The organism is Serratia sp. Ag1, from assembly GCF_000743355.1.
Lineage (GTDB): Bacteria > Pseudomonadota > Gammaproteobacteria > Enterobacterales > Enterobacteriaceae > Chania.
This window is the reverse complement of the sequence record NZ_JQEI01000025.1, coordinates 203,752-230,057: the sequence shown is the minus strand read 5'-3', so window position 1 is coordinate 230,057 and position 26,306 is coordinate 203,752. Positions and strand designations below refer to the sequence as shown.

Below are 26,306 nucleotides of genomic sequence, written 5' to 3'. Positions count from 1 at the left end.
TGCCGCAAAAACAGCAATTAGTCCTGCTCTTCTGCGGGCATAAAGCAGGCTTTCAGGCGTTGATTCAACAGCAGGTAGCCCAATGCCAGCGTATCCAACAGTACCAACACCCCATCCAGCAGCGGTTCATTGCCACCTTGCAACCACAGGTTATAGAGCGCCCCCAGCAAAGCCGCTACCAGAGACAACACCAGCACCCAGCGCCAGCAACGCCACAGGCGCGGCCAGTGCTGGCGACGGCCACAAATCAGGAACGCCAGTGCCGCAGGCAAGCCCAGCACCATACCGTACCAAAAACGTTCTGTATCGGGGTAAAACAGTTGTAGCAGCCCAGCCCCCTGATCGCGCGAAGCTCCTGCCATCACAAACAATATCCAGGTGCGGGCCTGCAGTATCAATACGCCCCAGAACCAGAGGGGAAGGCGCAATATGCCATGCTGATCGTAATCGTCCGGCGAAAACCGGTGGGCTGAATCCTTCAAACGTTATTCCTTGCTGCGATCATAATGATGACGGGTATATACAGATGGCGACAGCGCTGGTCATTTTCAATCTCCGGCTTAAGAAGCTCTTAAGATCCTTGTGTTTTAATTCTGACTATCAAACGACAGCCTGATGAACAAGGCTTTGATTAACATGCAAGATAAGGAAAGCACCGATGAAAAAAATGACTTTAGCACTCTTAATCGCCCTGTGTAGCGCACCGGTTCTGGCACAACAAGGGGGATTTCTCGATCCTAATGCCCCAAAAACCCAGACACAAAACAGCCAGCAAGGGGGGTTCTCCGGCCCAAGCGCAACGCTGACCACCGTGGATAAAGTAAAATCGATGAGTGACGACACCTGGGTAATGTTGCAGGGCAACATTGAACAGCATGTTGGCCACGATAACTATACCTTCCGCGATGCCACTGGCACCCTGACGGTCGAGATTGATAAAAAACGCTGGAATGGCCAGACCATCACCCCACAAGACAAAGTGCAGTTGGAAGGGAAAGTGGATAAAGAGTGGAGCAGCGTAGAAGTAGATGTGAAAAACATCAAAAAACTGCCATAACCGAACATCAGGGCGGTAAAGATTTACCGCCCTGACTGTTAATACTCCTGATCTTCAATCAGCCGTTTGCCCAGGCTGGTAATACCCTGGATCTCGTAACCAAGTTTTTCATACATCTCGATCACGGTATCGTTATCTTCACGCACCATCAGTTGAATTTTTGGGCAACCGCGCGCAATCAGCTTTTTCTCCAACCGATTAATCAGCGCATTGGCTATGCCACGGCCACGATAATCGGGGTGAACCCCCAGATAATAGGCCGAACCACGGTGGCCATCGTAGCCCCCCATCACTGAACCCACCACTTCGCCACCCACTTCTGCCACCAGGAACAGTTCGGGATCGTGATTCAGTTTGCGTTCGATATCCATTTCAGGATCGTTCCATGGCCGCAGTAGATCACAACGTTCCCACAGGGTGATGACTTCTTCAAAGTCGTCTTGCCGAAATACGCGAATTTCCATTAGACAGGCGCCATTATAAAAATGATTACTCTGATTATACTCAAAGTCAGTCGCATTGCAGCCAGACGACACCCAAGCAACTTGAAGTATGACGGGTATAAATAGCGTCTGCCTGCAACCCACCTTATTTAGGGTATACTTAGCGCCCTGTTCAGCAACCCGTTGTGAATAACCTGTATGAGTTTACCCACCATTGCCGCAGTAAAAACCTTTCTGCTGGCGCTGCAAGATCGCCTTTGTGAACAATTAGCACTGGCCGACGGCAGTGCGGGCTTTCATGAAGATCGCTGGGAACGTGAAGAAGGTGGCGGTGGCCGCAGCCGGGTGTTGACCAATGGCGCCGTGTTTGAACAAGCAGGGGTGAACTTCTCCCATGTTTCCGGCGCAACGCTGCCCGCTTCTGCCACCGCGCACCGCCCTGAATTGGCCGGGCGTAGCTTCCAGGCGATGGGGGTTTCGCTGGTGGTTCACCCACTCAACCCTTACATCCCAACCAGCCACGCCAACGTGCGCTTTTTCATTGCCGAGAAACCGGGTGAAGAGCCGGTCTGGTGGTTCGGCGGTGGTTTCGATCTCACTCCGTTCTATGGTTTTGAAGAAGATGCCGTTCACTGGCACCGCACGGCGCAACAGCTTTGCGCCCCCTTCGGTGACGATGTTTACCCGAAGTACAAACGATGGTGCGACGATTATTTCTTTATCAAACACCGCAACGAAGCGCGCGGCATTGGTGGCCTGTTCTTTGACGATCTCAACACCCCAGATTTTGATGCCTGCTTCGCCTTTACCCGTGCCGTGGGTGAAGGTTTTCTGGACGCCTACCTGCCAATTGTGGCAAAGCGCAAATCATTGCCGTGGGGCGAAAGCCAGCGTCAGTTCCAGCTTTATCGGCGTGGTCGCTATGTGGAATTCAATCTGGTGTGGGATCGCGGCACGCTGTTCGGCCTGCAAACCGGTGGCCGTACCGAATCTATTTTGATGTCGATGCCGCCGCTGGTGCGTTGGGAATATAATTATCAACCGGAAGCGGGCAGCCCAGAGGCCGCACTTTATCGCGACTTCTTGCCAGTGCGCGACTGGTTGCAGGAGCAAAACTAATGCAGATTTGGGTCGATGCGGATGCCTGTCCGAACGTGATTAAAGAAGTCTTGTTCCGCGCTGCAGACCGTGCCGCTATGCCAGTGACGCTGGTGGCTAACCAGCCTTTGCGCACACCGCCGTCTAAATTCATCCGCACCTTGCAGGTGGCTGCAGGATTTGACGTGGCAGATAACGAGATCGTGCGCCGTTGCGAACCGAACGATCTGGTGATCACCGCCGATATCCCGCTGGCTGCCGAGGTGATCGAAAAAGGAGCCATCGCACTGAACCCGCGCGGTGAACGTTACACGCCAGATACCATTCGCGAACGCCTGAATATACGTGACTTTATGGATACTCTGCGCTCCAGTGGCATCCAGACTGGTGGGCCAAATACCTTGAACCAGCGCGATCGCCAACAGTTCGCCAACGAACTGGACAAATGGCTGCAGCAGGCAAAACGGGCGCAGTAACTTTTAATTAACCGCTACGCTATTTTTTGTTTACGCAACAAGGCATTACCTTTTTCGTCCTGGCAGTGAACGTGGAAAGAATGTTTACCGAGCTCGATACCAATAAGCGTCACGTTTTGCATGATGGTTCCCTCTGAAATAAAACACCCTGCCAGCGTACCGCTCACAGGGTGGGGGTGACCATCTCATTAACGCCCCTGCTGCCGTAGCAACAGGGGCGCTCATTTTCGCCTTATAACGGCTCGGTCTGTGCTTCCACCACCGCCAGCGCCACCATGTTGACGATACGGCGCACCGAGGCAATCGGCGTCAGGATATGCACCGGTTTAGCCACGCCCATCAACACCGGCCCCACGGTTACCCCTTCGGAAGAGGACACGCGCAGCAGGTTGTAGCTGATACGCGCCGCTTCCATGTTCGGCATAATCAGCACGTTAGCAGACCCTTTCAGTGGGCTATCCGGCATCAGATCGTGACGGATGCTTTCCACCAGCGCCGCATCCCCGTGCATTTCGCCATCAATCTCCAGTTCTGGAGCCATCTGGTTCACCAACGCCAACGTTTTACGCATTTTCAGGGCCGTTGGGCTATTGGAAGAACCAAAGCTGGAATGGGAAAGCAGAGCCACTTTGGGTTCAATGCCGAAGCGACGCACAGTTTGCGCGGCCATCACGGCGATTTCTGCCAGTTGTTCCGGCGTCGGATCGTCATTAACGTAGGTATCGGCGATAAAGGTGTTGCCGCTCGGCAGCAGCAGAGCATTCATTGCCCCGGCCACATGCGCCCCTTCGCGGAAGCCAAACACCTTCTCGACCACCTCGTAATGCTCATGGTAGCTACCGATAGTGCCGCAAATCATGGCATCGGCTTCACCACGGTGCAGCATGATGGCCGCAATCAGCGTCGGGTTACCGATCACCGCACGGCGCGCCTGCTCTTGCGAAACACCACGACGCTTCATGATCTGGTAATACTCACCCCAGTATTCTTTGAAGCGTGGATCGGATTCGTTGTTCACCACTTCGAAATCCTTGCCCGGTGTCAGTTGCAGGCCAAGATTCTTCAGACGCTTTTCAATCACGCTCGGGCGGCCAACCAGGATCGGATACGCCAGCCCCTGCGATACCAGCTCCTGCGTGGCATGCAGTACGCGCTCCTCTTCCCCTTCTGCCAACACCACGCGTTTCACTTCTTTCTTCGCCTGGGAGAAGATCGGCTTCATAAACAGATTGGTTTTGTAGACGAATTCGGTCAGTTTCTCGACGTAGGCATCAAAATCTTCGATTGGCCGCGTCGCCACACCGGACTCCATCGCCGCCTTGGCTACTGCCGGAGCAATTTTCACAATCAGGCGCGGATCGAACGGTTTTGGAATGATGTATTCCGGGCCAAAAGAGAGTTCCTGACCACCATAGGCCGAAGCCACTACGTCGCTCTGCTCTGCCAGCGCCAAATCGGCAATCGCATGCACGCAGGCCAGCTTCATCTCTTCGTTGATAGTGGTCGCGCCTACATCCAGCGCACCACGGAAGATGAACGGGAAGCACAGCACGTTATTGACCTGGTTCGGATAGTCAGAACGCCCGGTACAGATAATCGCATCAGGGCGCACCGCTTTGGCCAGCGGCGGCAGGATTTCCGGTTCCGGGTTAGCCAGCGCCATGATCAAAGGATCTCTGGCCATGGTTTTCACCATCTCCGGCGTCAATACGCCAGGGCCGGAGCAACCAAGGAACATATCAGCATTCGGTATCGCATCACCCAGCGTGCGCTGGCCGTTGTCCTCAATTGCATAAGCCGCTTTGGTCTCCTCCATGTGGGCATCGCGACCTTTGTAGATCACGCCTTTGGAGTCACACACGGTAATGTTCTGCTTGCGCAACCCCAGCGCCACCAGCAGGTTCAGACAGGCAATCGAAGCCGCACCCGCACCGGAAACCACCAGCCGCACGTCGGAGATGTTCTTTTTCACCACTCTCAGGCCATTCAGCGCTGCGGCAGTGGTGATGATCGCGGTGCCATGCTGATCGTCGTGGAATACCGGGATCTTCATGCGCTCGCGCAATTTTTTCTCAATGTAAAAACATTCTGGTGCCTTGATGTCTTCCAGGTTGATGCCGCCAAAAGTGGGCTCCAGCGCGGCAATGATGTCGATCAGTTTGTCAGGATCATGCTCATCAACTTCGATATCGAACACGTCAATACCGGAAAACTTCTTAAACAGAACACCTTTGCCCTCCATCACCGGTTTACCCGCCAGCGCACCAATGTTCCCCAAGCCGAGTACCGCAGTGCCATTGGAGATCACCGCCACCAGATTACCGCGCGCGGTGTATTTATAGGCAGCTAACGGATCGGCTGCAATTTCCAGACAAGGCGCGGCCACACCCGGCGAATAGGCCAAGGCCAGATCGCGCTGCGTTGCCAGCGGTTTGGTGGGTGATACCTGGATCTTCCCTGGGACAGGAAACTGATGGAAATCAAGAGCACTCTGTTTGAGCTGTTCGTCCATTATGGGTTCCTTTACTTGCTGCTTTTTATGTTGAGGTAAGACGTTAACGCTGAACCAGTATAGTGAGAGAATCGTCACAAACTTTGAACCGTGCCATAACCTTGATTGAAACTCGCAAATAAAAGTTAAAAAGGCATTTCATTGGATGAAAAACCAACAAATCAGCGCATCCATGCACGACGAAAAGTTATTTTGCTGTTTCTACAGGAATATCTGCGAAACGCCGCCCTTTATGGTAGAAAATCCGGTCGCGCTCGCCGATGGATCTTAGTACGCGGCAGGGAACACCCGCAGCAACCACATCACAAGGCACATCCTTGGTCACCACGCTGCCAGCACCAATCACGCTATTACGGCCAATGGTGACACCGGGATTAATGATCACCCCGCTGCCAATCCAGACGTTATCCTCAATCGTTACGGCCAAAGAAAACTGTTGTCCGGTAATACGCACCGTTGGATCCACCGGGTGCCCGGTGGTGGAGATTGTGACATTCGGCGCAATCATCACATTGTCGCCAATCAGCACTTTACCGTCATCCACCACCACCAGATTAAAGTTGGCGTAAAAGTTATCCCCGATCGCGATCTGGCTGCCATAGGCAACATGCAGTGGCGGCTCAATCCAAAAGTTTTTGCCGATTTTCCCCATCAGCCGACGGATCAGCGCCTCACGTTTTGCCTGCTCTGAAGGGCGCGTATGATTAAAGTCATAGACTAATTCTTTTCCGCGCAGGCGCTCTTCCGCCATGCTTTCATCCATATCAGTGTATAAATACCCGCTGGCTAATCTTTCCCGCTGCATCATCGCATTCTCCTTGCTGTTCATTACGCCATATTCCTTACCGCATCAGGCTCACGTTTAAAAGCCGACAGTGGCCCACGCCCCGACAGCGTGAAAAGTGATATCAGCGTAAACGTCAGCGCAATAAGCCCCAGAATAAGGTAGGCACCGTGGAAACCAATTTTTTCATACAGGTTCCCGACAAAGACCGACATAAACATAATCGCTAATTGTTTAAAGAAGCAGAAGCAAACCAGATAAATCGTGGCAGAGAAGCGCACCTCAAATACCGAGGTAATATATTTAAAACAACCAACGATCAGGAATGGAACCTCAAACATATGCAAGGTTTTCAGAACCACCACTTCTAACGGCGTAGAGGCAAATGAAGAACCAATAATGCGTATCGACATGATTAGCCCCGCCAGCAGTAACGCATTTTTCCCGCCGATACGATTCACAATCAGCGGAGCAAAAAACATGATTAATGCATTCAGTAATTCACCCATGGTAGTGACATAGCCAAAAACACGCGTGCCCTGATCGGCTGAAGAGAAGAACGAAATAAAGAAGTTGGCGAACTGCTGATCAAACACTTCATAGGTACAGGAAACACCCACCACATACAGGGCTAAAAACCACAGCTTAGCGTCTTTGAGTAATTCGAACGCCAGGCGTAAATTAAACGGTTTGCTGTTAGCCCCCAACTTATCTGCAATCTGTGCAGAGTTCCCCGCTTCAGGTTTAGCAATCAGTAGCAGGAGCGCCAGTACCAAGGCACAGCCAGAGCCAAGCCAGAATACAAATTCATTGTTGATGGTGAACATAATGCCAGCCACCGAAGCACACAACGCCCAGCCGATGCAGCCAAATAAGCGTGCCCGGCCAAACTCAAACGAACTGCGACGGCTCACTTTCTCTATATACGCCTCAATGGCTGGCGCGCCGCCGTTATAAATAAAGCCAAGATAAATCCCACCCACAATAGAGCCTAAAACAATATTAGTGCGTAAGAGAGGGCCAAATACATAGATAAAGAACGGCGCAAATAACACCAGCATCCCGGTGATAATCCACAGTAAGTGTTTTCTCAGCCCCAGCTTATCTGACAGTAAGCCAAATATCGGTTGAAACAGTAATGAGAAGAAGGAGATGCTGGCAAAGATAATCCCGGCATCACTTTTGCTGATCTGATTAATGCTATGCAGCCAGATAGGGAAAAACGGGAAATAGGCCCCCATGATAAAAAAGTAGAAGAAGAAAAACAGCCCAAACATCCAAAAGTTAGTATTTTTTAAATAGTACATGCGAATTCCTTGTGCAAAACCCAGACGCATTTTGAGTTAATGCTCAATAACTTATCTATACCGGTTATATTTCAGTGCCCCCGGCCACGGAGATAACGATATAACCGTAGGGCAACCAGAAGTATGGCGAGTTAATGTTATGCGCCGCACTGCCAAACAAACTTATAGCTATAGTGTTCGGCATCCAGGATAAAGTCTGGGCTCACACTCGGGCTCCATGAGTCATCACCGCCAACCCCCATATGGAAACCGTCGATATTGACCCAAACCCCCTGCTCCGCCTGCAGCAAATGGTTATGCGAGGTATTGGCTAATTGCTGCTGGCTATAGCGGCTGAGGCCAAAGTGGAAATTCCCCTGCCACTGCCATCGGCCCAAACTCAGTTGGCGAGTATTACAGCGTAAGCCATTCTCCGTTGGGAAAATGTACGGTGTGTGTAGTGCAGAAAGCGGTAACGTCCAGCGCCCAAACTGAGCAGAAAGCTGGCGATCAGGATAGTTTTCGTGTGGGCCCAACCCTAACCAGGTTGCGTGTTCAACGACGTCCGCAAGCTGACAGCTCAGCCCAATGCGCGCTGGTGCCGGAATGCCGTGGGCGACGTCAACATTGGCCTCAATATGCAGTTTACCCTGGCGGTCGATCAGATAGGTCTTACGGCTGATAAACAGGACGTCGTTTTGGTAGGCATAAGCATGGGCTGTGCAGATCTGTACGCCTTGCGAGATCGAATTGGCTTCACATTGCAGTAAGCGAGTTTCTAACGCATACATCCCCGCGCTCTTCCAGCGTTCTACCCATGCATTAGGATCGATACGGGTGGCATCACTCACCCCAATGTCATTATCCAGCGGCGCACGGGTAAAGTTGTCGCGTAGCGGTGCCAACAACGCGGCTTTTTCATCCTGCCACCACTGCTCAAGCAAACCGGTTTGCCGATTGAACTGCCAGCGTTGTGCACCCCACTCAATGCTGAAAACCTCATTGCGCTCGCTCAACCGAGGCGACTGTGCCTGAACGTCACTGTTATCAATGGGTAAGGTTAATGAACGTGCTAAACGCCACTGGTCCCAGGCACAGCGATGATGCGCTTCGGACCACGCCGTTGCCTTTATTTGGCGCACCTCTACGTTCAGCCACAGTTCGCCGCTGCCCGTCAGTTGGGGAAGATCGCCCAGTACAATTCTCTGCCTACCCTGCGCCGCTAATGACAGTTCAGCCTCGCCCTGCGCAATCACTTTTCCGTCTAAGGCGACATTCCAGTAAAGCCGTTCGTTATCGCAGGTACGGAACAGATATTCACTGCTCACTTCAACCGTTAACGGCTGCTGTTCGAGCAGTTGGAACTGGAAAAACTGCTGGGCACGCTGCGCTTCAAACAGTGCCGGATGCGGGCTGCGATCGGGGAACACCAGTCCGTTCAGACAGAATTGACGATCGTTAGGCGTGTCACCGAAGTCGCCGCCGTAGGCCCAGTAACGTTGGCCGTCATCACCAAGACGCGTTAAGCCCTGATCGACCCAATCCCAGACAAAGCCCCCCTGTAGCCGAGGATGTTTACGGAAAGCCTGCCAATAACGATCAAAACCGCCAAAGCTGTTGCCCATCGCATGGGCGTACTCGCACAAGATCAGCGGGCGGTACTCATCCGGTAAACCGATCCACTTCTTGATCGACCATTTGGGTACCGCAGGGAAGGGTTGATCCTGATCAACCCGCGCATACATCGGGCAGATAATATCCGTTGCTGCCGTGTTGGCACCGCCGCCTTCATATTGTACCGGGCGGGTAGGATCCTGGCTTTTCACCCAGCGGTACAGTGCATCATGGTTGCAGCCATGACCGGATTCATTGCCCAGCGACCAGATGATAATACAGGCGTGGTTGCGATCACGCTGCACCATGCGCGTAACCCGCTCGCTCATAGCGGGCAACCAAGCCGGATCATCGACCAACCGGTTCATCGGCTGCATGCCGTGGGTTTCAATATTGGCTTCGTCTACCACATACAGGCCGTAGCGATCGCAAAGTTTGTACCACAGTGGATGGTTCGGATAATGGGAACAGCGCACCGCGTTGAAATTATGCTGCTTCATCAGCAGGATATCCTGGCGCATGGTGGCTTCATCCATCACTTGGCCGTGTTCAGGATGGTGCTCGTGGCGGTTGGTTCCACGGATCAACAGCGGCTGGCCGTTAAGCTTCAGTAAACCGTTGCTGATTTCAACCTGGCGGAAACCCACGTCATAGGCTTCTGCCTCCACCAGTTCATCCGTTGGAGAGAGCAATAGCACCACCGCACGATACAGTTCTGGCGTCTCAGCACTCCACAAGGCCGGTTGCTCTACCGGCAGACGCAAAGTGGTGCGCTCGTCATAAGCGCCGCGCTCATCGATAATCTCGCTGCCGAAGGGCTGAGTTTTCTCAGCAATCAGGGTATCTTTACGCCACAGTTGCACCTGTACCCGGTGTTGTTGTGGCTGATGGGCCCGCACCTCTACCACCAGTTCCCCGCAGCGGAAACTGTCGCTTAATGGCGTGGTGATATGGATATCGCTCAGGTGCGTGGCGGGTTTATGCAACAGGCTGACATCGCGGAAAATCCCGCTCATGCGCCACATGTCCTGATCTTCCAGATAACTGCCGTCGCACCAGCGCAATACCATCACCGCCAGCCGGTTTTCCCCTGCGACCAATACGTCACTGAGATCGAATTCGGCCGGTAAACGGCTGTCTTGTGAATAGCCAACCCAGTGGCCATTGCACCACAGATAAAACGCAGAGTTGACGCCATCGAAAATAATCCGGGTTTGCCCCTCAGCTAACCACGAATCATCAACATTAAATGTGAGCGAATAACATCCTGTGGGATTCTTTGCAGGAACGAACGGGGGATTAACCGGGATCGGATAGGTGACGTTGGTATAAATCGGCGCATCGTAGCCCGCTAATTGCCAGTTTGACGGTACCGGCAATTCATCAGCGCTGTCCAGATCGTGCTGTAACCATGCCTCCGGTACCTGCTCTGGCTGACTAAAATAGCTAAACTTCCAGGTGCCATTTAATGACCTATATTGCGCTGAAGCCTTGTCTTCTCGTGCATCCTGCTCATTGCGCCAGCTTTGAAATGGCGGATGCGCGGGCAGGCGACGGTATTGCGTGCAGGCCGTGTTTTCCCAATCCCGACGAGATAAAACAGCGCTGAGTGACTGCCCTGGTTGAGATGAATTCATACTGCCCCCAAAAATGTTATACGCTCACAATTAGTGGTAAAATGAACAACACGCATAGAGGTGTAAAGCAAATATCCCTGAGAAAGCGAGGTCAGTCACAAATTCAGCGAAGGGATCAGCACCGATCCTTCACTTTGGTGGCTATTTCCCTTCGAGTGCGGAGAGTTGGCGGGCGATACGCAATAATTCCTGAGATAAGCGTTGCAGCGGTACCTTTTCTTGATTCACTGCCGCTGTGGTATGCCGTTGCACCAGGCGGGTCGCCAAACGCAAAGAACCCGCCTGAGGCCTATTCCGCCCTTCCAGACATTGAACCAGGTGCTTAACACTCTCCTGCCCCAACATGCGAAAATCCTGCTTAATGGTGGTCAACGGGGGGTAATAACAAGCACTGTCTTCAGTATCATCGTAACCCACTACCGACACCTGTGCCGGAATCTGCAACCCATACTCCTGCAACGCACGCAGCACGCCCAGCGCCATTTGATCGTTTGCCACCAATATCGCCGTAGGGTGTTTTGGCAAGTTTAAAATCTGCCCGGTAAGCTGATAACCGGAAACCGCACTCCAATCACCATGGAGCACAGAGCAAGGTTCCAACTGATGCTCAGCCAGCGTAGCCAGCCATCCCTGATAGCGCAAACGCGCCGAAATCGAGACCAACGGCCCGGTAATCAGTGCAATCTCACGATGCCCAAGCGCAACCACATGTTCGACCCCTTGACGAGCCCCTTCATGGGGATCAAACAGGATGCTGGATACCTCAGAAGCGGGGTCAACGTCCAAAAACAGCGCCGGGACCTCGCCACAAGCTTGTACGATCGCATGAGAATCTTCAGTGCTGAGAGAAACATTAATCAGCAAACCATCCACCCGCTGAGCCAACAGCTCATTTATCGCAGAGCGACAGGCCTGAACGCTAAGATCTTCCACCATGGAGATCACCACGTTAAACCCCATCTGATTAGCCTGCGTTTTAATTGCCGAAGCGATTTGCGAAGGTGCATGCAGCGCCAGTTCGGTGGTCGCCAGCCCCAGCGTAAAACTCTGTTTACCCGCTAGTTGTTGTGCGACGCGGTTTGGCACGTAATTCAGCGCAGCCATTGCCTGTTCGACCTTGGCACGGGTTTTACCCGAAACGTGTTCAGCGCGATTTAAGACCCGTGACACCGTTTGATACGACACCCCGGCATAGTCGGCGACGTCATTTAGCGTGACAGATTTAGGCTTCATACGGTTTCTCGCGTCGATTAATTCCAAGAAAAGCAGGTTAATACCTTTTATCAGGCCATTGATGTCACACTGAACAATTAGCCCGAGGAGTTGTAATAACAGCGCTTACTGCGACATATTAAGAATAGTGCGGATATTCAGGGCACTGGTGGCGATAATATCGATCGCCCCGGTGCGCAATGCGCCTAATATCGCCAAGGCTTTGGTGTTTTCCGAAGCGATGGCGATCACACAAGGGATACGCCGCAGTTCATCAATGCTTAAACCGATGACGCGATCATTCATCACCGTATCCACATGCTGCCCCTGCGCATTAAAAAAGTCGTAACCGGCGATATCGCCGATCACCCCCTGATTCAGGCTGGCGTCAATAATCTCGTGCGGCGTAAACCAGCCCAGTTTGACCATGTAGCTGTTCTCATTCATGTCGCCAATCCCCACCAGCGCGACGTCCGCCTTGCGCGCCCGATCGAGGGTTTCTTTGATGGTGCCGTTCTGCATAAAGGCTTCTTTTAACGCCCGGTTCTCTACATAGGCCGGGGCGTACAGCGTTTCGCTGCTGCCGCCAAACTTCTTCGCCAAACGGCGGCTGATATGATCGGCATTAATCGCATCACCGGGGCGATGGGTGCCGCCAATGCCACAGATAAACTTGCAGTTTTTCTGCGCGACACTGCCGATGTGATCGGCAATCGCCGCCACATTGCGCCCCTGCCCGACCGTGAGCACCATGTCATCTTTCAGGGACATCGCCAAATGCCCCGACACCAAAGCCGCCACCTGCCGCCGCTGCTCCTCTTCGTCCTGGTGATCGAGTGCGATCAACGCCCGGCTGATGGGAAAACGCTCCAGCATCTGCTGCTCCAGGCGCGTGCTGAATACGGGGTGGTAACGCACGGTGATCTCAACGATGCCCTCTTCTTTGGCTCGCTTGAGCAAGCGCCCCACTTTGATGCGTGAGATACCGAATTTTTTTGCAATCTCTTCCTGAGTAATTTCGTCCTGATAATAGGCAACGGCAATTTCAGTCAGCAGTTCGTTATCTTGGGACACGGTGTGTTTTTCCATTGATTGGTAGGCTCCCCACGGCAAGTGTGGCGGTATCCCCTTGGTCGTTAAGCTGCAGTATATACTCTAAATAATTCGAGTTGCAGCAAACAAGGGGATCACCCGTCATACTTCAAGTTGCTTGGGTGTTGGCTGCCCTCACTCACCCCAGTCACTTACTTGAGTAAGCTCCTAGGGCTTCGCTCCGTTGCCGCCTACAAGCAACTCGAATTATTTTGGGGATAGCCATTCACGCACTCACGGTATTCAAGCCTTGTGTTACCTGATCGGCCAATTGGCATAATAACAGGCAGCAGGACACCGCACCGGCATCCAGAACACCGCGCGAACGCTCGCCCAACCGGCTGGCACGGCCAATCTTCGCCACCAGATCGCGCGTGGAATCCCGCCCGGCGATAGCCGCCTGCTTCATCTGGGCCAGAGCTTCGCTAAAGCGCTCTCCTTGTTGCACCGCCTGTTCAAAACGCGCAATCGCCGGGAGCAAGGTATCCATCAGGCACTTGTCGCCGACGCCTGCACTGCTGATGTCCTGCAATTCACTCAGGCCATTTTGCAACATAGCCAGAAATGCCCGCTTATCCAGCAGCGGTTTATCGCTCACGCTGTCGGCCATCCCCATAAACAGGCTGCCATACAGTGGCCCCATGGAACCGCCAATGCCTTCCATCAGCGAGTCAGCAAGCGCATCAAACGCCTGCGCCAACGTCAGTGGCTGGCCTTTGATGGCTTCAGCGCACATGGCAAAGCCTTTCGCCATATTAATGCCGTGATCGCCGTCGCCAATTGCGCCGTCGATCTCGCTGAGATATTCGCGATTACTGACGATCGTCCGAACCAAAGCGGCCACAATCTCATTGCCATGCTGGGTTGAAATATGTTCTTCCATGGTTTACTCCACCTGGGTTAAGCCTAATGAATGGGCGGGTAGATCGATTAAGGTTTTCAGTTCATCATCGAGCTTCATCAGTGTCAGCGTCACCCCCATCATTTCCAGCGAAGTAAAATAGTTGCCGACATAGCAACGATGCACCTTAACGCCTTGCGCGGCCAAGCGCTTTTCGATCTCGGCATAATAGATGTACAACTCCATCACTGGCGTGGCTCCCAACCCGGAGATCAACACCACCACTTCCTGCCCCTTCGGTAACGGCATATCGTTAAGCACAAAATCGAGCATCGTGCCAGCCATCGCCGAGGCCGACTGGATCGGCGAAACTTCAATCCCCGGCTCACCGTGGTGACCAATACCGATCTCCATTTTGCCGTCTTCAATATGGAAGTTTGGCTTACCCACCGCCGGAATGGTGCAAGAACTCAAACCAACACCGATCGAGCGGCAATGATTGATGGCCTTTTGCGCCGCGCCGATCACGCCGTCCAGATCGTAGCCTTGGGCCGCTGCCGCCGCACCGACCTTCCACATCAGGATCTCACCGGCCACGCCACGGCGCTTTTCCATTTCACTGGCGGGTGCCGAGGCCACATCGTCATTTGCCACCACGGTTTTCACCGTCATCCCCGCCGCCGTCGCCTTTTTGATCGCCATTTTGACGTTCATATTATCGCCAGCGTAATTGCCATACAGGCAGGCAACGCCCGCGCCGCTGTCAGCCACCTTGAACGCATCAAGGAATGCCCCGGCGGTCGGGGAAGAGAAAATCTCCCCAATCGCCACCGCATCCAGCATATTTTTGCCGACATAGCCCAGAAACGCCGGTTCATGGCCTGAGCCGCCGCCAGTGACGATCCCCACTTTGCCTTTAATCGGTGCCGCCGGGTATTTGAGCACCCGCGCGTTGTCAGTGGCAGAAAAATAGTTCGGATGAGCTTGCAGATAGCCTTGAATCGCGTCTTCCACCACGCGATCGGGATCGTTAATGATTCTGTTCATCGTTACCTCTCATTCATTTAAATAGGCATTATTGAATGGTGTAGCCGCCGTCAACCAGCAGGTTGGCACCGGTGATCATGTTGGCCGCATCGCTGGCTAAAAACAGCGCGCTGGCAGCAATATCCTGCGGTTCAGCAAAGCGCCGCAGCGGGATTTTCTGTTTCATCTGTTCGGCCACTTCGCCCGACCAGGCTTTGCGCCCCAGTTCGGTGAGCACCACGGTGGGAGAAATCGCGTTAACCCGCACGTTGCGCGGCCCCCATTCCAGTGCCAGTACCTGGGTTAAACCGATCACGCCAGCCTTGCTGGCGCAGTACGCCAGGTGATTGGGCAGCGCCACCACACCGGCTTGAGAAGCCAGATTGATAATGCTGCCGCTCTCCTGGTGGAGAAAATAGTGGCCCACCACCTGGCTGGCGAGAAACACCCCTTTGAGATTGATCGCCATGGTGCGATCCCAAGCGTCTTCCGGCAGTTCTTCCGCCGGATGCAGCGCGACAATCCCGGCGCTGTTGACCAACACATCCAAGCGGCCAAAATGCGCTTTTGCCTGGGCGACCGCCTGGGTTAACGCGGCTTTGTCGGTCACATCGGTCACTATTCCCAACGCTGATTCAGCATCCAACTGTTGAGCTAGCGCCGCCACCTGCGGCACGCGATCCAGCAACACTACCTTTGCACCGTTTTGCAGATAATGCTCGGCGATGGCAAAGCCAATGCCAGCCGCGCCCCCAGTGATCAGCGCCACTTTTCCTTGCAGAGAAAACGGGTTCTTTTCAGTCGACATCATCGGTTCCTCGTCTTACTAATCAGGAGATGTTGGCCAAACGGGCGGGATGTTCTTCAGCCGTGGTGGCACTGTCTTTCGGTAAGGTGACAAACTTCATCAGCGCCCCGGCGAACAGATACAAACCGGTGAAAATCCAGATCACCCCACTGCTGCCCAAACTACCAATAAACAACCCCACTACCGCCGGGCCAACGAAGGTGCTCAACCCGGCACCAAGGTTAAGGATCGACATAGCGGCACCTTTATTCTCCGGTGCTAATGAAGGCATAAGTGCCGAAAGTGGGACGAATGCCGCCAAACAGGCACCGAACAGGCCTGCTGCAATCACGGTCAGCAGGTAATTCGTCCCGAGGAAATAGGGCACGTAGTAGAACAGCAACGTGGTCAGCGCGCAGCCCACGCAGCCAAACCACATCACGACATTGCGCCAGCCCAAACCGTCGCTGACCACGCCAAAAATCAGGTTAAAGATGATGTTGACCGTCCACAGCGCCGCGTACATCTGCAGCCAATCAGTGCGGCTAAAACCGAGATCCATCATGTACATCGGCATAAACACCACAAAGCCATACGCCGCCGAGGTATTGATGGTGCGCACAATGCCGCCAAGGCCTATTTTTGGGTTTTCAAACGCAATAGTGATGCCTTTCAGCACATAGCTGAGGGAAGCTTTTTCTCGATTGCCCACTTCGGCATGGCCGGGCGTGCGGTTGAGCAATAATGCGATCATCGCCCCCAGCACCACAAAGATTAACGCACTCCACAGGGTGTGGATTTCCCCCAGATACGGCAGCATGATGCTGGAATAGAGCACGCCCAGCACGCTCAGCCCACCGCTGTAGACAAACCAGAAAATCCCCACCGCCGATCCCAACCTTTCCGGCGGTGCCTCATAGGCGACCCACACCAGAAAACCATAGGCAAACAGCGGGTAACCCAAACCGCGTAGGGCATAAGTGGGCACCATCACTGCCAGGTTATTGCTCGGTAATCCCCAGACCAAAAAACACACCGAACCCAGCAGGAACAGCAACAACCCGGCGATCATTACCCGGCGGGCGGTGAAAATCTCTGCCAGCACGCCAGAGAACCAGGCAGCGATAGCCGCAGCAAAACCATAGACGCTGAACAACAGCGCCGATTCCTGAATCGTTAACCCTTTGCCAATCAGATATGGCGAGAGCCAGCCTTGCTCCAACCCTTCCCCCATCATGAATACCAGCACACCGGCATAGCCCAGCATCAGTTTTGGCGACAGGCCAATGCGATGAATCAGTCCATTCAACATAAAACACCTCGCACATTTAATTGTGAGGTGCAGGCTCACCCGCACCCGGAGAATAATGCAGGCATTACAAATTCGGGTTGAGTACCACTTTGATCGAGCCGACGCCGCGTTTCATCATCTCGAAACCTTCGGCAAACTGCTCAAGCGGCAGCGTTTGTGTCACCACGCCTTTGGTAGGTAAATCGCCATTGCGGATACCTTCGATCACCAGCGGATAGCAATACGGGCCCAGGTGGGAACCCAGCACATCGAGCTCTTTGCGATCGCTGATAATGCTCCAGTCGACGGTCACCGGATCTTTGAACACCGAGAACTCAACAAAAGTGCCCAGCTTGCGGATCAGCATCAGCCCTTGCTCAACAGACTTCTGTGCGCCAGTCGCTTCAATGTAGATGTCACAGCCATAGCCTTCGGTCATGCCTTTGACGATTGCCATCACATCATCGCGCAGCGGGTTCAACACCACATCGGCACCAAACTCTTTCGCCAATGCCAAGCGCTCGTCAGACAGATCGAGCACCACCAGTTTTGCCGGGCCGGATTTTTTGATCGCCCCAATCATCCCCAGGCCGAGCGTGCCCGCCCCGGCCAGCACCACCACATCGCCCAGTTTGATATTGGCGCGCTGCACCGCGTGGAATGAACAGGCATAAGGTTCGATCAGGATGGCGGCTTCGATCGGCATATCCGCAGGCACGTGATAGTTGATGGCTTCTTTGGTGAACTTCATGTATTGCGCCATACCGCCATTAACGTTTTTCTGGAAGCCATACAGATCGTGTTTCTCACACATCCAATACTGGCCCCGGTTACAGAAGCGGCATTCCCAACAAGGGACGATCTGCTCGGAGATCACCCGATCGCCCAGAGCAAATCCTTCCACGCCTTCGCCATAGCCCACCACATGGCCGATAAATTCATGGCCGGGGATCATCGGCGCTTTGATATAAGCAGGCTGTTTTTCATCGCCCCAGAAGCTGGCGGCCCCTTCGAACGCTTTCACGTCACCGGCACAGATCCCGCAGGCTTCAACCTTTATCAGGATCTCTTTTGGGCCAATTTTCGGTACTGCCACTTCCTCCAGGCGGTAATCGTGCGGGGCATAAGCCACCACCGCTTTCATGGTTTCAGGTATTCCTTCGGCCATTTTTGCTGGTGTTACGCAGTTCTGACACATAGTTCTCTCCTTTGGTAGGGCTTATCATAATGATCATTAATACACATTAAGAACATATGAACACTACTCATTATGTTCGAGGTTGCCCACCACCAACTTTTCAAAGTGTGATACTGTTCAAAAAGCCCTCTTTTAATCGTTATAAATTCATATATTACCTATTTATTGGTATTTAAGTCATTTTTCACCTCTTGAATAGAATGTTTATAAAAAAACAAAAGAACAACAGTTGAACATTTGAAAATATCTGATTATGGTAACCCCATGACGCGCCACCGAGATCGTCAACCTTATCGCTATCAACCTGGAGATCTTTATGTTGTCTATTGCTATCGGCGCCGATGATGCCGCCATTGAACTGAAAAATGTGATCGCTGCTTACCTGCAACAGCACAACATCGCTGTCACCGACTACGCACAAGAAAACAATGAGTTAGCGACCAGTTACCCAGATATCGCTTTTGCCGTGGCGCAGGCGATCAAAGAGGGGAAACATCAGCGTGGGATCCTGCTGTGTGGTACCGGTATTGGTATGAGCATCATGGCGAACAAAGTGCCGGGGATCCGCGCAGCGCAGTGCCATGACACCTATTCTGCCCAGCGCGCCCGCAAGAGCAACGACGCCCAGATCATCACTTTAGGCGCACGCGTGATCGGCGCGGAATTGGCGAAATCGATCGTTGAAGCCTGGTTGGCCTCCGAGTTTGAAGGGGGAGGATCGGCCCCCAAAGTGGCAAAAATTGGTTATTACGAACAGGTGATCGGCCAGCGCTAATCCCTACCGATTGTTATTTCCCATCATAGCAATCAGTAAAAGCGCCTGTGAATCATCAGCTTTATGAGGCACTGTATTGGCCTATATGAAAAATATTCTCATTTATTTATCTTGAGCAAGGAGCTTAGCGATGAACCAATTAGACGCACTCAAACAGTTGACCGTCGTGGTCGCCGACAGCGGTGATATCGAGTCGATTCGCCAGTTCGAACCACAGGATGCCACCACCAACCCTTCGCTGATCCTGAAAGCCGCTGCACTACCGCAATACAGACCGCTGATCGCCGAGGCGCTCAACTACGCCCGCCAACAAGGTGGCAGCAAGGAAACCCAATTGATTAATGCCAGCGACAAACTGGCGGTGAATATTGGCGTAGAAATCCTGAAAAGCGTACCGGGGCGGATATCCACCGAGGTGGATGCCCGCTTTTCATTCGATCGCGGCATGTGCGTGGCCAAAGCGCGCAAGCTGATAGGGCTGTATCAGGCACAAGGGATCGCCAAATCGCGCATTCTGATCAAACTGGCAGCCACTTGGGAAGGTATCAAAGCGGCGGAAGAGCTGGAAAGAGAAGGGATCAACACCAACCTGACGCTGCTGTTTTCCTTTGCTCAGGCCCGTGCCTGCGCCGAAGCTGGTGTGTTCCTTATCTCACCGTTCGTTGGCCGTATCTATGACTGGTATCAGGCTAAACAACCGACGGCTGAATATGCTGTCGAGCAGGATCCCGGCGTGAAATCGGTTCGCGCGATTTATGAGTACTACAAACAGCATCGCTATCAGACTGTGATTATGGGAGCCAGCTTCCGCAAAGTTGAACAGGTTCTGGCGCTGGCGGGCTGTGATCGTTTAACCATCGCCCCCAATCTGCTGGAGCAGCTAAAGCAGAGCGAACAACCGATTGAACGCCAATTAACCCCGTCGGTCGAAGCTTTCTCCCCACCAGCTCCGCTGGCCGAAGCCGAGTTCCGCTGGCTGCATAATCAGGATGCGATGGCAGTAGAGAAGCTGGCCGAAGGCATCCGGCTGTTCGCCGTCGATCAGCAAAAGCTGGAAGATATGCTGGCGGCTGAGTTGTAGTTCAGCCTTACAGGTAATCGGCAAAATGCTTATTGAACAGGGCCAGCATATTGCGCTTACGCCGATACTCCGTGGCTAACTGAGCCACGGAGTGTTTGAAATCATTCAGCGGATGCCGGTTTGCCTTAAGCCGCGCCTGAAGGCGCAATAACAGCTTTATTGCTTGTTCATACGATGATGCATGGGTTTCTTCGATCAATCCTTTCACTGCCTGTCGATAAAGTACCAGCGCCTCTTCAGGTTCTGAAACAATCAATAGATCGGCCAGCTGTAATATTTGCGTTCGCGATCTGTTCCCGGCTTTGGCACAGACTTTGGCTTTTTCAAGCTGCTTCTGTTCGATATAAAACGCCAATAACTCATTCCCTAAGCGTGGGGCACTTTGCAATATCTGCTCGACTTTATTTAAAAGCTCTGGCTCGGGCTGCCCAAGTTCCTCATGCACAGCAAATAAATACTGGAATTCACTATAGCTCGGTCGATGTTCAAAACTGCGCCAGGCGGCGTTCCATGCCTGCTTGCTTTCACCGAGGGCTATTTTTACTCGCACCTCTTGGTGCAAACAAGCTATTTGGTTGTGGGATGTCGCAACTTTTTTCGCTTTAAGCAACCAGTCTTCTGCATCCAGTTCTTCTTTATGCTCAAGGTAAAACTGACTGAGTTTCAGATAATCATGGCAATCATGAGCCAACAGCGACAACAAACGCCCCTCTTCACGCCAATCGCCATTTTGCTGCGCAGCCTGCAATAACGGCCTGGCACACTTTTGCATTCGGTAGACAACATCAAACGGTTGCTCTGCCATTTTAAGTTCAGCGGCCATCGTTTCAACCGCATCACGACAGAGTTTCAGCAAGCAATTTTGTACTTCAGCGCTAACAACGAAATGCTCTTCAACCAGTGGGAATACGTCATATTCAGTTTGCCCAAGATGTTCAAATAACCACTGTGCTTTCTTTGCCGCAGGCCAATCGAGCTTTTCGAATATGACCGGCATTTTTTCTAAAATCTGGCCCTCAATAGTAAATCGGTGACCACCAGAATCATCGATACGCTGTAGTACGTTATTCAAGCGTTTCAGCACATGCTCTGTCAGTGCCCATTGTTCCGCAATAGGTAACTTCTCCATCGCTTTCCAAATGCTATCCAACTGGGGTTCTGCCTCTGAAAAATAGCCATAAACCTGATGCCAATCCCAAATCTCACTGGCAGGCAACGCTTTGGTAACCATTTTCTTCAGTTGCACCAGCGAAATCGATTCGGATGCCAGTCTTGCATCGAGCAGCCATGCCTTCATTAAGCTTTCATTACTGCGCAACGCTTGCAGTAATAAGTCGATCAGTTCATCAGGCTTTTTTTGCTCAAAATAACGGCGCAGTAATTGTTCATCACTTTCTTCCGTTGGCAAATTATCAGGGTTCCTCAACTGTAACGCCACTGCGACGGCATGTTTGCAGACATCCATATAATCGGCGGCAGGGCAAGTACAGCTAAATTGCAACTCAGGTTTAAGCGCGATCATCACCTGATAACTGTAGCTGCCTCGTACATCGGCAGTGACCAATGCCCCCTGAATTCGCAGATTGCTGACACGGCCTTTTTCCATCAGTTGTGTACCTTTGGTAAAAGTTTCCCGCCCTGTCAACATTCTTAGTTCAGCCATATCAATCAAAGATGGAACAATGGACGCGATGCTACTATTGTCTGATTTCATGCATTTTTTCCGTAGTCACTGTATATCGATAGCAACAGCATGATGGTTTTGCCGCCTTTGATCTGATCCCCGTATATCGTAATAGCAAAACTCAGCCACAGCAGATTTGCAACAAAAAACCCCGCAGATGGGACACAAGGATTCTTGAGTAACCACCAATGATTAATCTCGCCCCATCCTGAAATATTCATTTCCTGCAGTTTTTAATCGTTTTTTATCCTGTTCAAAAAGCATCCCCACCTCCATTTAACCTATTTTTAACTAAAGACAACAAACAGAGCTCACCTCTAATTCATTGAATAAAAACTAGAAAAATGCTTTAAGCCAGAAAAAATCCTTTATATTGACAGTCATTGACAAAAACATGCGGATCTCGCATTTTCTAAACGTTAACAAGTCGAACCTGTCTGACCTGTTAACTCTAATAAAAGGACCTTGTCGTGGCGACCAAAATGTCTGTGGTGCAACAAGCAACTCAAGAAATTGAAACGCGGATTAGTACAGGAGAATGGCAGGTGGGGCAACGCCTCCCCTCGCAGCATGAACTGGCAAAAATGCTCCAACTCAGCCGCGCGTCATTGCGTGAAACACTCAGCCATCTTGAATCGCGGGGGTTATTAAGTATCAAGCCCGGGAAAGGCGTATACGTCATCGCACGCTCACCCACGGAACAAAAACCATGGCGGTTTGAAAACTACTCGCTTGCAGAGGTGTTGGCTATGCGCCAGCAACTGGAAAGTTTTGCCGCCGCTCATGCGGCGACCAATGCCGTTGCTGAAGATATCGCGCTGCTGGAAACCTCAATCAATGAGGCATACCAGGCGGCAAAGCGGGGAGACCTGCTCATGGTCAAGCTGTGCGATCTGGATTTTCACGCCCAGATCATTCGTATCGCGGGTAATCGGTTGCTGCAAGAGATTATCAAACTGATTCGCCAACCCTATGAACAGAGTAAAACGCCGCCGCACGGTAGTTTTGCCGATATGGAACCTACCCTTGAGGAGCACAAGCGGATCTTTTTAGCCATAAAAATGGGTGAACCTCATTTAGCTCGGACCGCGATGGAGCAGCATCTGCAAAATGCCGCCCTGCGCGCCAATATCCATCTTAGTAGGCCAATTTAATTCATTTGCCAGGAGGCTATCATGATAAAAAAATTTACGTTGAGCGTCGGTGCCAGCTTATTGTTGATGGCAGGGGTTGCGAGTGCCGCCGACCCGGTGAAAACACTCAAAGTCTGTACCGAGGCCAGCCCTGATGGCTTCGACTACTCCTTGTATCATGCTAACTCCACAGCGGATGCCTCATCGGAAGCGCTGTATAACCGCCTGGTCGACTTCAAGCCAGGCACAACGGAACTCCGGCCTGCGCTGGCAGAAAGCTGGGACATCAGCCCAGACGGCAAGACCTATACTTTCCATCTGCGCAAAGATGTGCAGTTTCACACCATGCCCTGGTTCAAACCGACGCGTAACATGAATGCCGACGACGTGGTTTATAGCCTGCAACGCCAGATTGACCCAAGTAATCCTTGGTATAAAACCGCGACGCAAGGCTGGTTTTACGCTCAGGCCATGGGGTTCAAGGAGTTGATCAAGTCCGTTGAGCGGGTGGATGACCATACCGTGCGCATTGAATTAAATCGCCCGGAATCCCCTTTCCTGGCGGATTTGGCGATGGGCTTTACCTCGGTTTTGTCGCGTGAATATGCTACGCAATTAGAGAAAGAGAATAAATTGCGCGATATGGACACTAAACCGGTCGGCACCGGCCCGTTTGTCTTTAAGCGTTACAGCAAAGATCAAATGGTGCGTTATGAAGCGAACCCTACCTATTTTCGCGGTAAGCCAAAGATCGACCAGTTAATTTTCAGCATTGCACCCGATGCCTCCGTGCGTTTGCAACGGTTAAAAGCCGATGAATGTGATGTGATGCTCTACCCAAGCCCGCAAGATTGGCCCGCCATTGAAGCCAATGACAAATTAAATTTGATCAAAGGCAATGCGCTGACCAGTTCTTATTTGCAAGTGAATACCCAAAAGCCGCCGTTGGATAATAAATTAGTCCGCCAGGCATTAGCGCTGGCGGTTGATCGTCCTAATTTAATTAAGGTGGTCACCGCAAATGCCGCTTCACCCATGACCAACCCTTATCCGCCGTCACAATGGAGCTATAACACCGATATTAAGCCGCTGGAATTAAATATCGATAAAGCGAAGAAACTGCTGGCGGAAGCCGGGCACCCTAACGGATTCGATATGGAGATCTGGGTGCGCCCAGGCACCAGTGGTTCTAACCCGAACCCTAAATTAACCGCAGAGATGCTGCAGGCCGATTTCAAAAAGATCGGGGTAAATGTGAATGTCAAAACCATTGAATGGGGTGAATTGCTGCGCAGAGCGCGTGATGGCGAGCACACATCGGTGGTATTGGGTTGGGCCTCGGATAATGGCGATCCGGATAACTTCCTGTCCAATAACCTTTCCTGCTCAGGCATGGAAGATGGCAGCAACTTCTCGCGCTGGTGTGATAAACCCTTCGATCAGTTATTGAAAGATGCCCGTGCAGAATCGGATCTTGCTAAGCGTACTGCAATGTATCAGCAGGCACAGGTGATATTCCAGGAAAACCTGCCGTGGATCCCTTTATTCCATCCGCTGAATGCATTAGCGACCAGTAAAAATGTTTCTGGCGTAATTGCCAGCCCATTAACGCTGAATAGCTATGCGGATGCCGATATTAATAAATAATCTGCAATAACCTCAGCCGTAATATTACCCCTCCCCCTTCCCGTTATGCCAATAGCGGGAATGAGAGTGGGTGCATATAAGGAAATATATCATGACTGCGACGCCATTAAAGGCGCAGATCGCCCGTCTGAGCGATCTGCTTAATGTGATTAATTTATTAAATTGGGATGCCAGCACCGGCATGCCAAACGGTGCCAGTATTCAACGTGGGCAACAGATTGCTACCTTGAGCAGCTTGGCACAAAGCATGATCCTGTCCCCTGAATTAGCCAGTGCGTTGGCCGATGAAGCGGCATTACCGAATTTAACCCTGCATCAGCAGCGCTCTCATCAGGCATTACGACAGGCAATTGCTCACTATAAAAAGGTCCCTGCCAGCCTGGTGGTGGAACAGGCACAATTAGTGGCCGTGGCCGAGGTGGCCTGGCGTGAAGCGCGTGAACAGAACAACTTCAGCCTGTTCCAACCCTATTTAGAAAAGATTGTTGATTTAAAACGCCGCTTTGCCGAGGTAGTGGGTTACCAAAATCACCCCTATGAAGCCCTGACCCATGAATATGAGCCCGGTTTAACCGTCCCAGCATTGAAAACCCTGTTTGCCCAGCTACAGGCGCGCTTATTGCCGTTAGTCAAGCGCGTTCACGCCGCGCCTAAGCCTGATAACTCTTTCTTGCATCGCCATTTTCCCGTCGATCAGCAGCGGGCGCTGTCCACCAAGCTGGCCGGGAAGATTGGTTATGATTTTCAACGTGGCCGTTTAGATACCACCACGCACCCTTTTGAAATCTCGATCACCCGCGAAGATGTGCGCATTACTACCCGGTTTAATCCGCAGTTTCTGAATGCCGGGCTGTTTGGCACCCTGCATGAAGCCGGGCATGCCATTTATGAGCAGAATGTCGCGCCAGAGCTTAGCGGCACTGCGCTCACGCTGGATCTGTTCGGGCTGTATGCGGTCGCTGGCACCAGCTACGGGGTGCACGAATCGCAGTCGCGCCTGTGGGAAAACCGTGTGGGCCGCTCTCTGCCGTTCTGGCATCACCACTATGCAGAGTTACAGGCTACCTTCCCCGGCGTGCTGGACGATGTGTCTGTCGAACAGTTCCACCGGGCGATCAACCGCTCAGAGCCTAGCCTGATCCGCGTCGAAGCCGATGAATTAACTTACGATTTCCACGTCATGCTGCGGGTTGAAATCGAAATGGGCCTGATTGAGGGCAGCCTGAAAGTCAGCGATTTACCGGCGTTTTGGGCTGAAAAAATCCAGGCTTATCTCGGCGTTAAACCCACCACAGATACGCTTGGGGTACTGCAGGATATCCACTGGTCAAAAGGCATGATCGGTTCATTCCCCACTTACACCCTCGGCAACGTCATGGGCTCACAATTTATGGCCGCCGCCCTGCAACAGCAGCCGTCATTAGCCACGGCGCTAGTACAGGGGAACTACCTGCCACTGAAAAGCTGGCTGACAGAAAACATTCTGCAGCATGGCCGCACTTATTTGCCCCATGAATTGTTACAGCGCGCCACCGGTAAAGGGTTGGATGCCACCCCTTATCTTGACTATCTGGAACAGAAATTCACCGCGCTTTATCAACTGTAAGCGACACGGCTAACCAAGGGAGAAAT

At 52.3% G+C, this 26,306-nt stretch carries 22 protein-coding genes; 8 read left to right on the top strand and 14 right to left on the bottom strand.

Annotated features, from left to right (window positions below):
* Positions 1-17: 17 nt before the first annotated feature.
* Entirely contained in the window at positions 18-482 is a 465-nt protein-coding gene (locus IV04_RS15995; RefSeq protein ID WP_037395662.1) for a DUF2919 domain-containing protein, read from the bottom strand.
* 176 nt (positions 483-658) lie between these two features.
* Between IV04_RS15995 and IV04_RS15990 the strand changes: the two genes are divergently transcribed.
* Positions 659-1,057: a YgiW/YdeI family stress tolerance OB fold protein gene (locus IV04_RS15990; protein ID WP_037395660.1), complete on the top strand. Its 399-nt coding sequence runs from the start codon at positions 659-661 to the stop codon at positions 1,055-1,057.
* A gap of 38 nt (positions 1,058-1,095) precedes the next feature.
* Here IV04_RS15990 and IV04_RS15985 read toward each other — a convergent pair whose 3' ends face one another.
* The gene (locus IV04_RS15985; protein ID WP_037395658.1) at positions 1,096-1,521 is read right to left on the bottom strand and encodes a GNAT family acetyltransferase; all 426 of its coding nucleotides are present in this window, start codon (positions 1,519-1,521) and stop codon (positions 1,096-1,098) included.
* A 177-nt stretch (positions 1,522-1,698) separates the two neighbouring features.
* Between IV04_RS15985 and hemF the strand changes: the two genes are divergently transcribed.
* Both hemF and IV04_RS15975 read left to right on the top strand, forming a co-directional pair.
* On the top strand, positions 1,699-2,619 hold the full coding sequence (gene hemF, locus IV04_RS15980; protein ID WP_037395655.1) for an oxygen-dependent coproporphyrinogen oxidase: 921 nt from the start codon (positions 1,699-1,701) through the stop codon (positions 2,617-2,619).
* Positions 2,619-3,074 (top strand): YaiI/YqxD family protein, encoded by a 456-nt coding sequence (locus tag IV04_RS15975; protein ID WP_037395654.1) that lies wholly within the window; start codon positions 2,619-2,621, stop codon positions 3,072-3,074. Before hemF ends, IV04_RS15975 begins: the two co-directional genes overlap by 1 nt.
* 232 nt (positions 3,075-3,306) lie before the next feature.
* Here IV04_RS15975 and maeB read toward each other — a convergent pair whose 3' ends face one another.
* From maeB to IV04_RS15920, 11 genes are all read right to left on the bottom strand, one after another.
* Positions 3,307-5,586 (bottom strand): NADP-dependent oxaloacetate-decarboxylating malate dehydrogenase, encoded by a 2,280-nt coding sequence (gene maeB / locus IV04_RS15970; RefSeq protein WP_037395653.1) that lies wholly within the window; start codon positions 5,584-5,586, stop codon positions 3,307-3,309.
* Positions 5,587-5,773: 187 nt separating this feature from the next.
* Positions 5,774-6,415: a maltose acetyltransferase domain-containing protein gene (locus IV04_RS15965; RefSeq protein ID WP_231566234.1), complete on the bottom strand. Its 642-nt coding sequence runs from the start codon at positions 6,413-6,415 to the stop codon at positions 5,774-5,776.
* Positions 6,415-7,677, bottom strand: coding sequence for an MFS transporter (locus IV04_RS15960; protein WP_037395652.1), 1,263 nt, complete (start codon positions 7,675-7,677; stop codon positions 6,415-6,417). The genes IV04_RS15965 and IV04_RS15960 overlap by 1 nt, the downstream gene beginning before the upstream one ends.
* 137 nt (positions 7,678-7,814) lie before the next feature.
* Complete coding sequence (locus tag IV04_RS15955) at positions 7,815-10,907, bottom strand: beta-galactosidase (protein ID WP_037395651.1); 3,093 nt, start codon at positions 10,905-10,907, stop codon at positions 7,815-7,817.
* A gap of 141 nt (positions 10,908-11,048) precedes the next feature.
* The gene (locus IV04_RS15950; protein WP_037395650.1) at positions 11,049-12,140 is read right to left on the bottom strand and encodes a LacI family DNA-binding transcriptional regulator; all 1,092 of its coding nucleotides are present in this window, start codon (positions 12,138-12,140) and stop codon (positions 11,049-11,051) included.
* A 105-nt stretch (positions 12,141-12,245) separates the two neighbouring features.
* Positions 12,246-13,208: a sugar-binding transcriptional regulator gene (locus IV04_RS15945; RefSeq protein ID WP_037395648.1), complete on the bottom strand. Its 963-nt coding sequence runs from the start codon at positions 13,206-13,208 to the stop codon at positions 12,246-12,248.
* A gap of 229 nt (positions 13,209-13,437) precedes the next feature.
* Positions 13,438-14,094: a dihydroxyacetone kinase subunit DhaL gene (gene dhaL, locus IV04_RS15940; RefSeq protein ID WP_037395646.1), complete on the bottom strand. Its 657-nt coding sequence runs from the start codon at positions 14,092-14,094 to the stop codon at positions 13,438-13,440.
* A gap of 3 nt (positions 14,095-14,097) precedes the next feature.
* Positions 14,098-15,099 carry a dihydroxyacetone kinase subunit DhaK gene (locus IV04_RS15935; RefSeq protein ID WP_037395643.1) on the bottom strand — a complete coding sequence of 334 codons (1,002 nt, stop codon included), beginning with the start codon at positions 15,097-15,099 and terminating at the stop codon, positions 14,098-14,100.
* A 28-nt stretch (positions 15,100-15,127) separates the two neighbouring features.
* The gene (locus tag IV04_RS15930; RefSeq protein ID WP_369794930.1) at positions 15,128-15,886 is read right to left on the bottom strand and encodes an SDR family oxidoreductase; all 759 of its coding nucleotides are present in this window, start codon (positions 15,884-15,886) and stop codon (positions 15,128-15,130) included.
* Positions 15,887-15,908: 22 nt separating this feature from the next.
* Positions 15,909-17,177: an MFS transporter gene (locus IV04_RS15925; protein ID WP_037395639.1), complete on the bottom strand. Its 1,269-nt coding sequence runs from the start codon at positions 17,175-17,177 to the stop codon at positions 15,909-15,911.
* Between the two features lie 64 nt (positions 17,178-17,241).
* On the bottom strand, positions 17,242-18,354 hold the full coding sequence (locus tag IV04_RS15920) for an alcohol dehydrogenase catalytic domain-containing protein (RefSeq protein WP_037395637.1): 1,113 nt from the start codon (positions 18,352-18,354) through the stop codon (positions 17,242-17,244).
* 316 nt (positions 18,355-18,670) lie between these two features.
* On the opposite strand from IV04_RS15920, the gene rpiB reads away from it, so the two are divergent.
* Positions 18,671-19,129, top strand: a complete 459-nt coding sequence (gene rpiB / locus IV04_RS15915; RefSeq protein WP_037395634.1) for a ribose 5-phosphate isomerase B — start codon at positions 18,671-18,673, stop codon at positions 19,127-19,129.
* Positions 19,130-19,259: 130 nt separating this feature from the next.
* Positions 19,260-20,210, top strand: coding sequence for a transaldolase (gene tal, locus IV04_RS15910; protein ID WP_037395632.1), 951 nt, complete (start codon positions 19,260-19,262; stop codon positions 20,208-20,210).
* A gap of 7 nt (positions 20,211-20,217) precedes the next feature.
* On the opposite strand, the gene IV04_RS15905 is transcribed toward tal, so the two are convergent.
* On the bottom strand, positions 20,218-21,924 hold the full coding sequence (locus IV04_RS15905) for an SWIM zinc finger domain-containing protein (RefSeq protein WP_037395630.1): 1,707 nt from the start codon (positions 21,922-21,924) through the stop codon (positions 20,218-20,220).
* 440 nt (positions 21,925-22,364) lie between these two features.
* On the opposite strand from IV04_RS15905, the gene IV04_RS15895 reads away from it, so the two are divergent.
* The 3 genes from IV04_RS15895 (at position 22,365) to IV04_RS15885 (ending at position 26,280) form a co-directional block, all read left to right on the top strand.
* Positions 22,365-23,048, top strand: a complete 684-nt coding sequence (locus IV04_RS15895) for a FadR/GntR family transcriptional regulator (RefSeq protein ID WP_037395626.1) — start codon at positions 22,365-22,367, stop codon at positions 23,046-23,048.
* 21 nt (positions 23,049-23,069) lie between these two features.
* Positions 23,070-24,674: an ABC transporter substrate-binding protein gene (locus IV04_RS15890; RefSeq protein WP_037395624.1), complete on the top strand. Its 1,605-nt coding sequence runs from the start codon at positions 23,070-23,072 to the stop codon at positions 24,672-24,674.
* A 91-nt stretch (positions 24,675-24,765) separates the two neighbouring features.
* Complete coding sequence (locus IV04_RS15885) at positions 24,766-26,280, top strand: carboxypeptidase M32 (protein WP_037395622.1); 1,515 nt, start codon at positions 24,766-24,768, stop codon at positions 26,278-26,280.
* Positions 26,281-26,306: the final 26 nt, after the last annotated feature.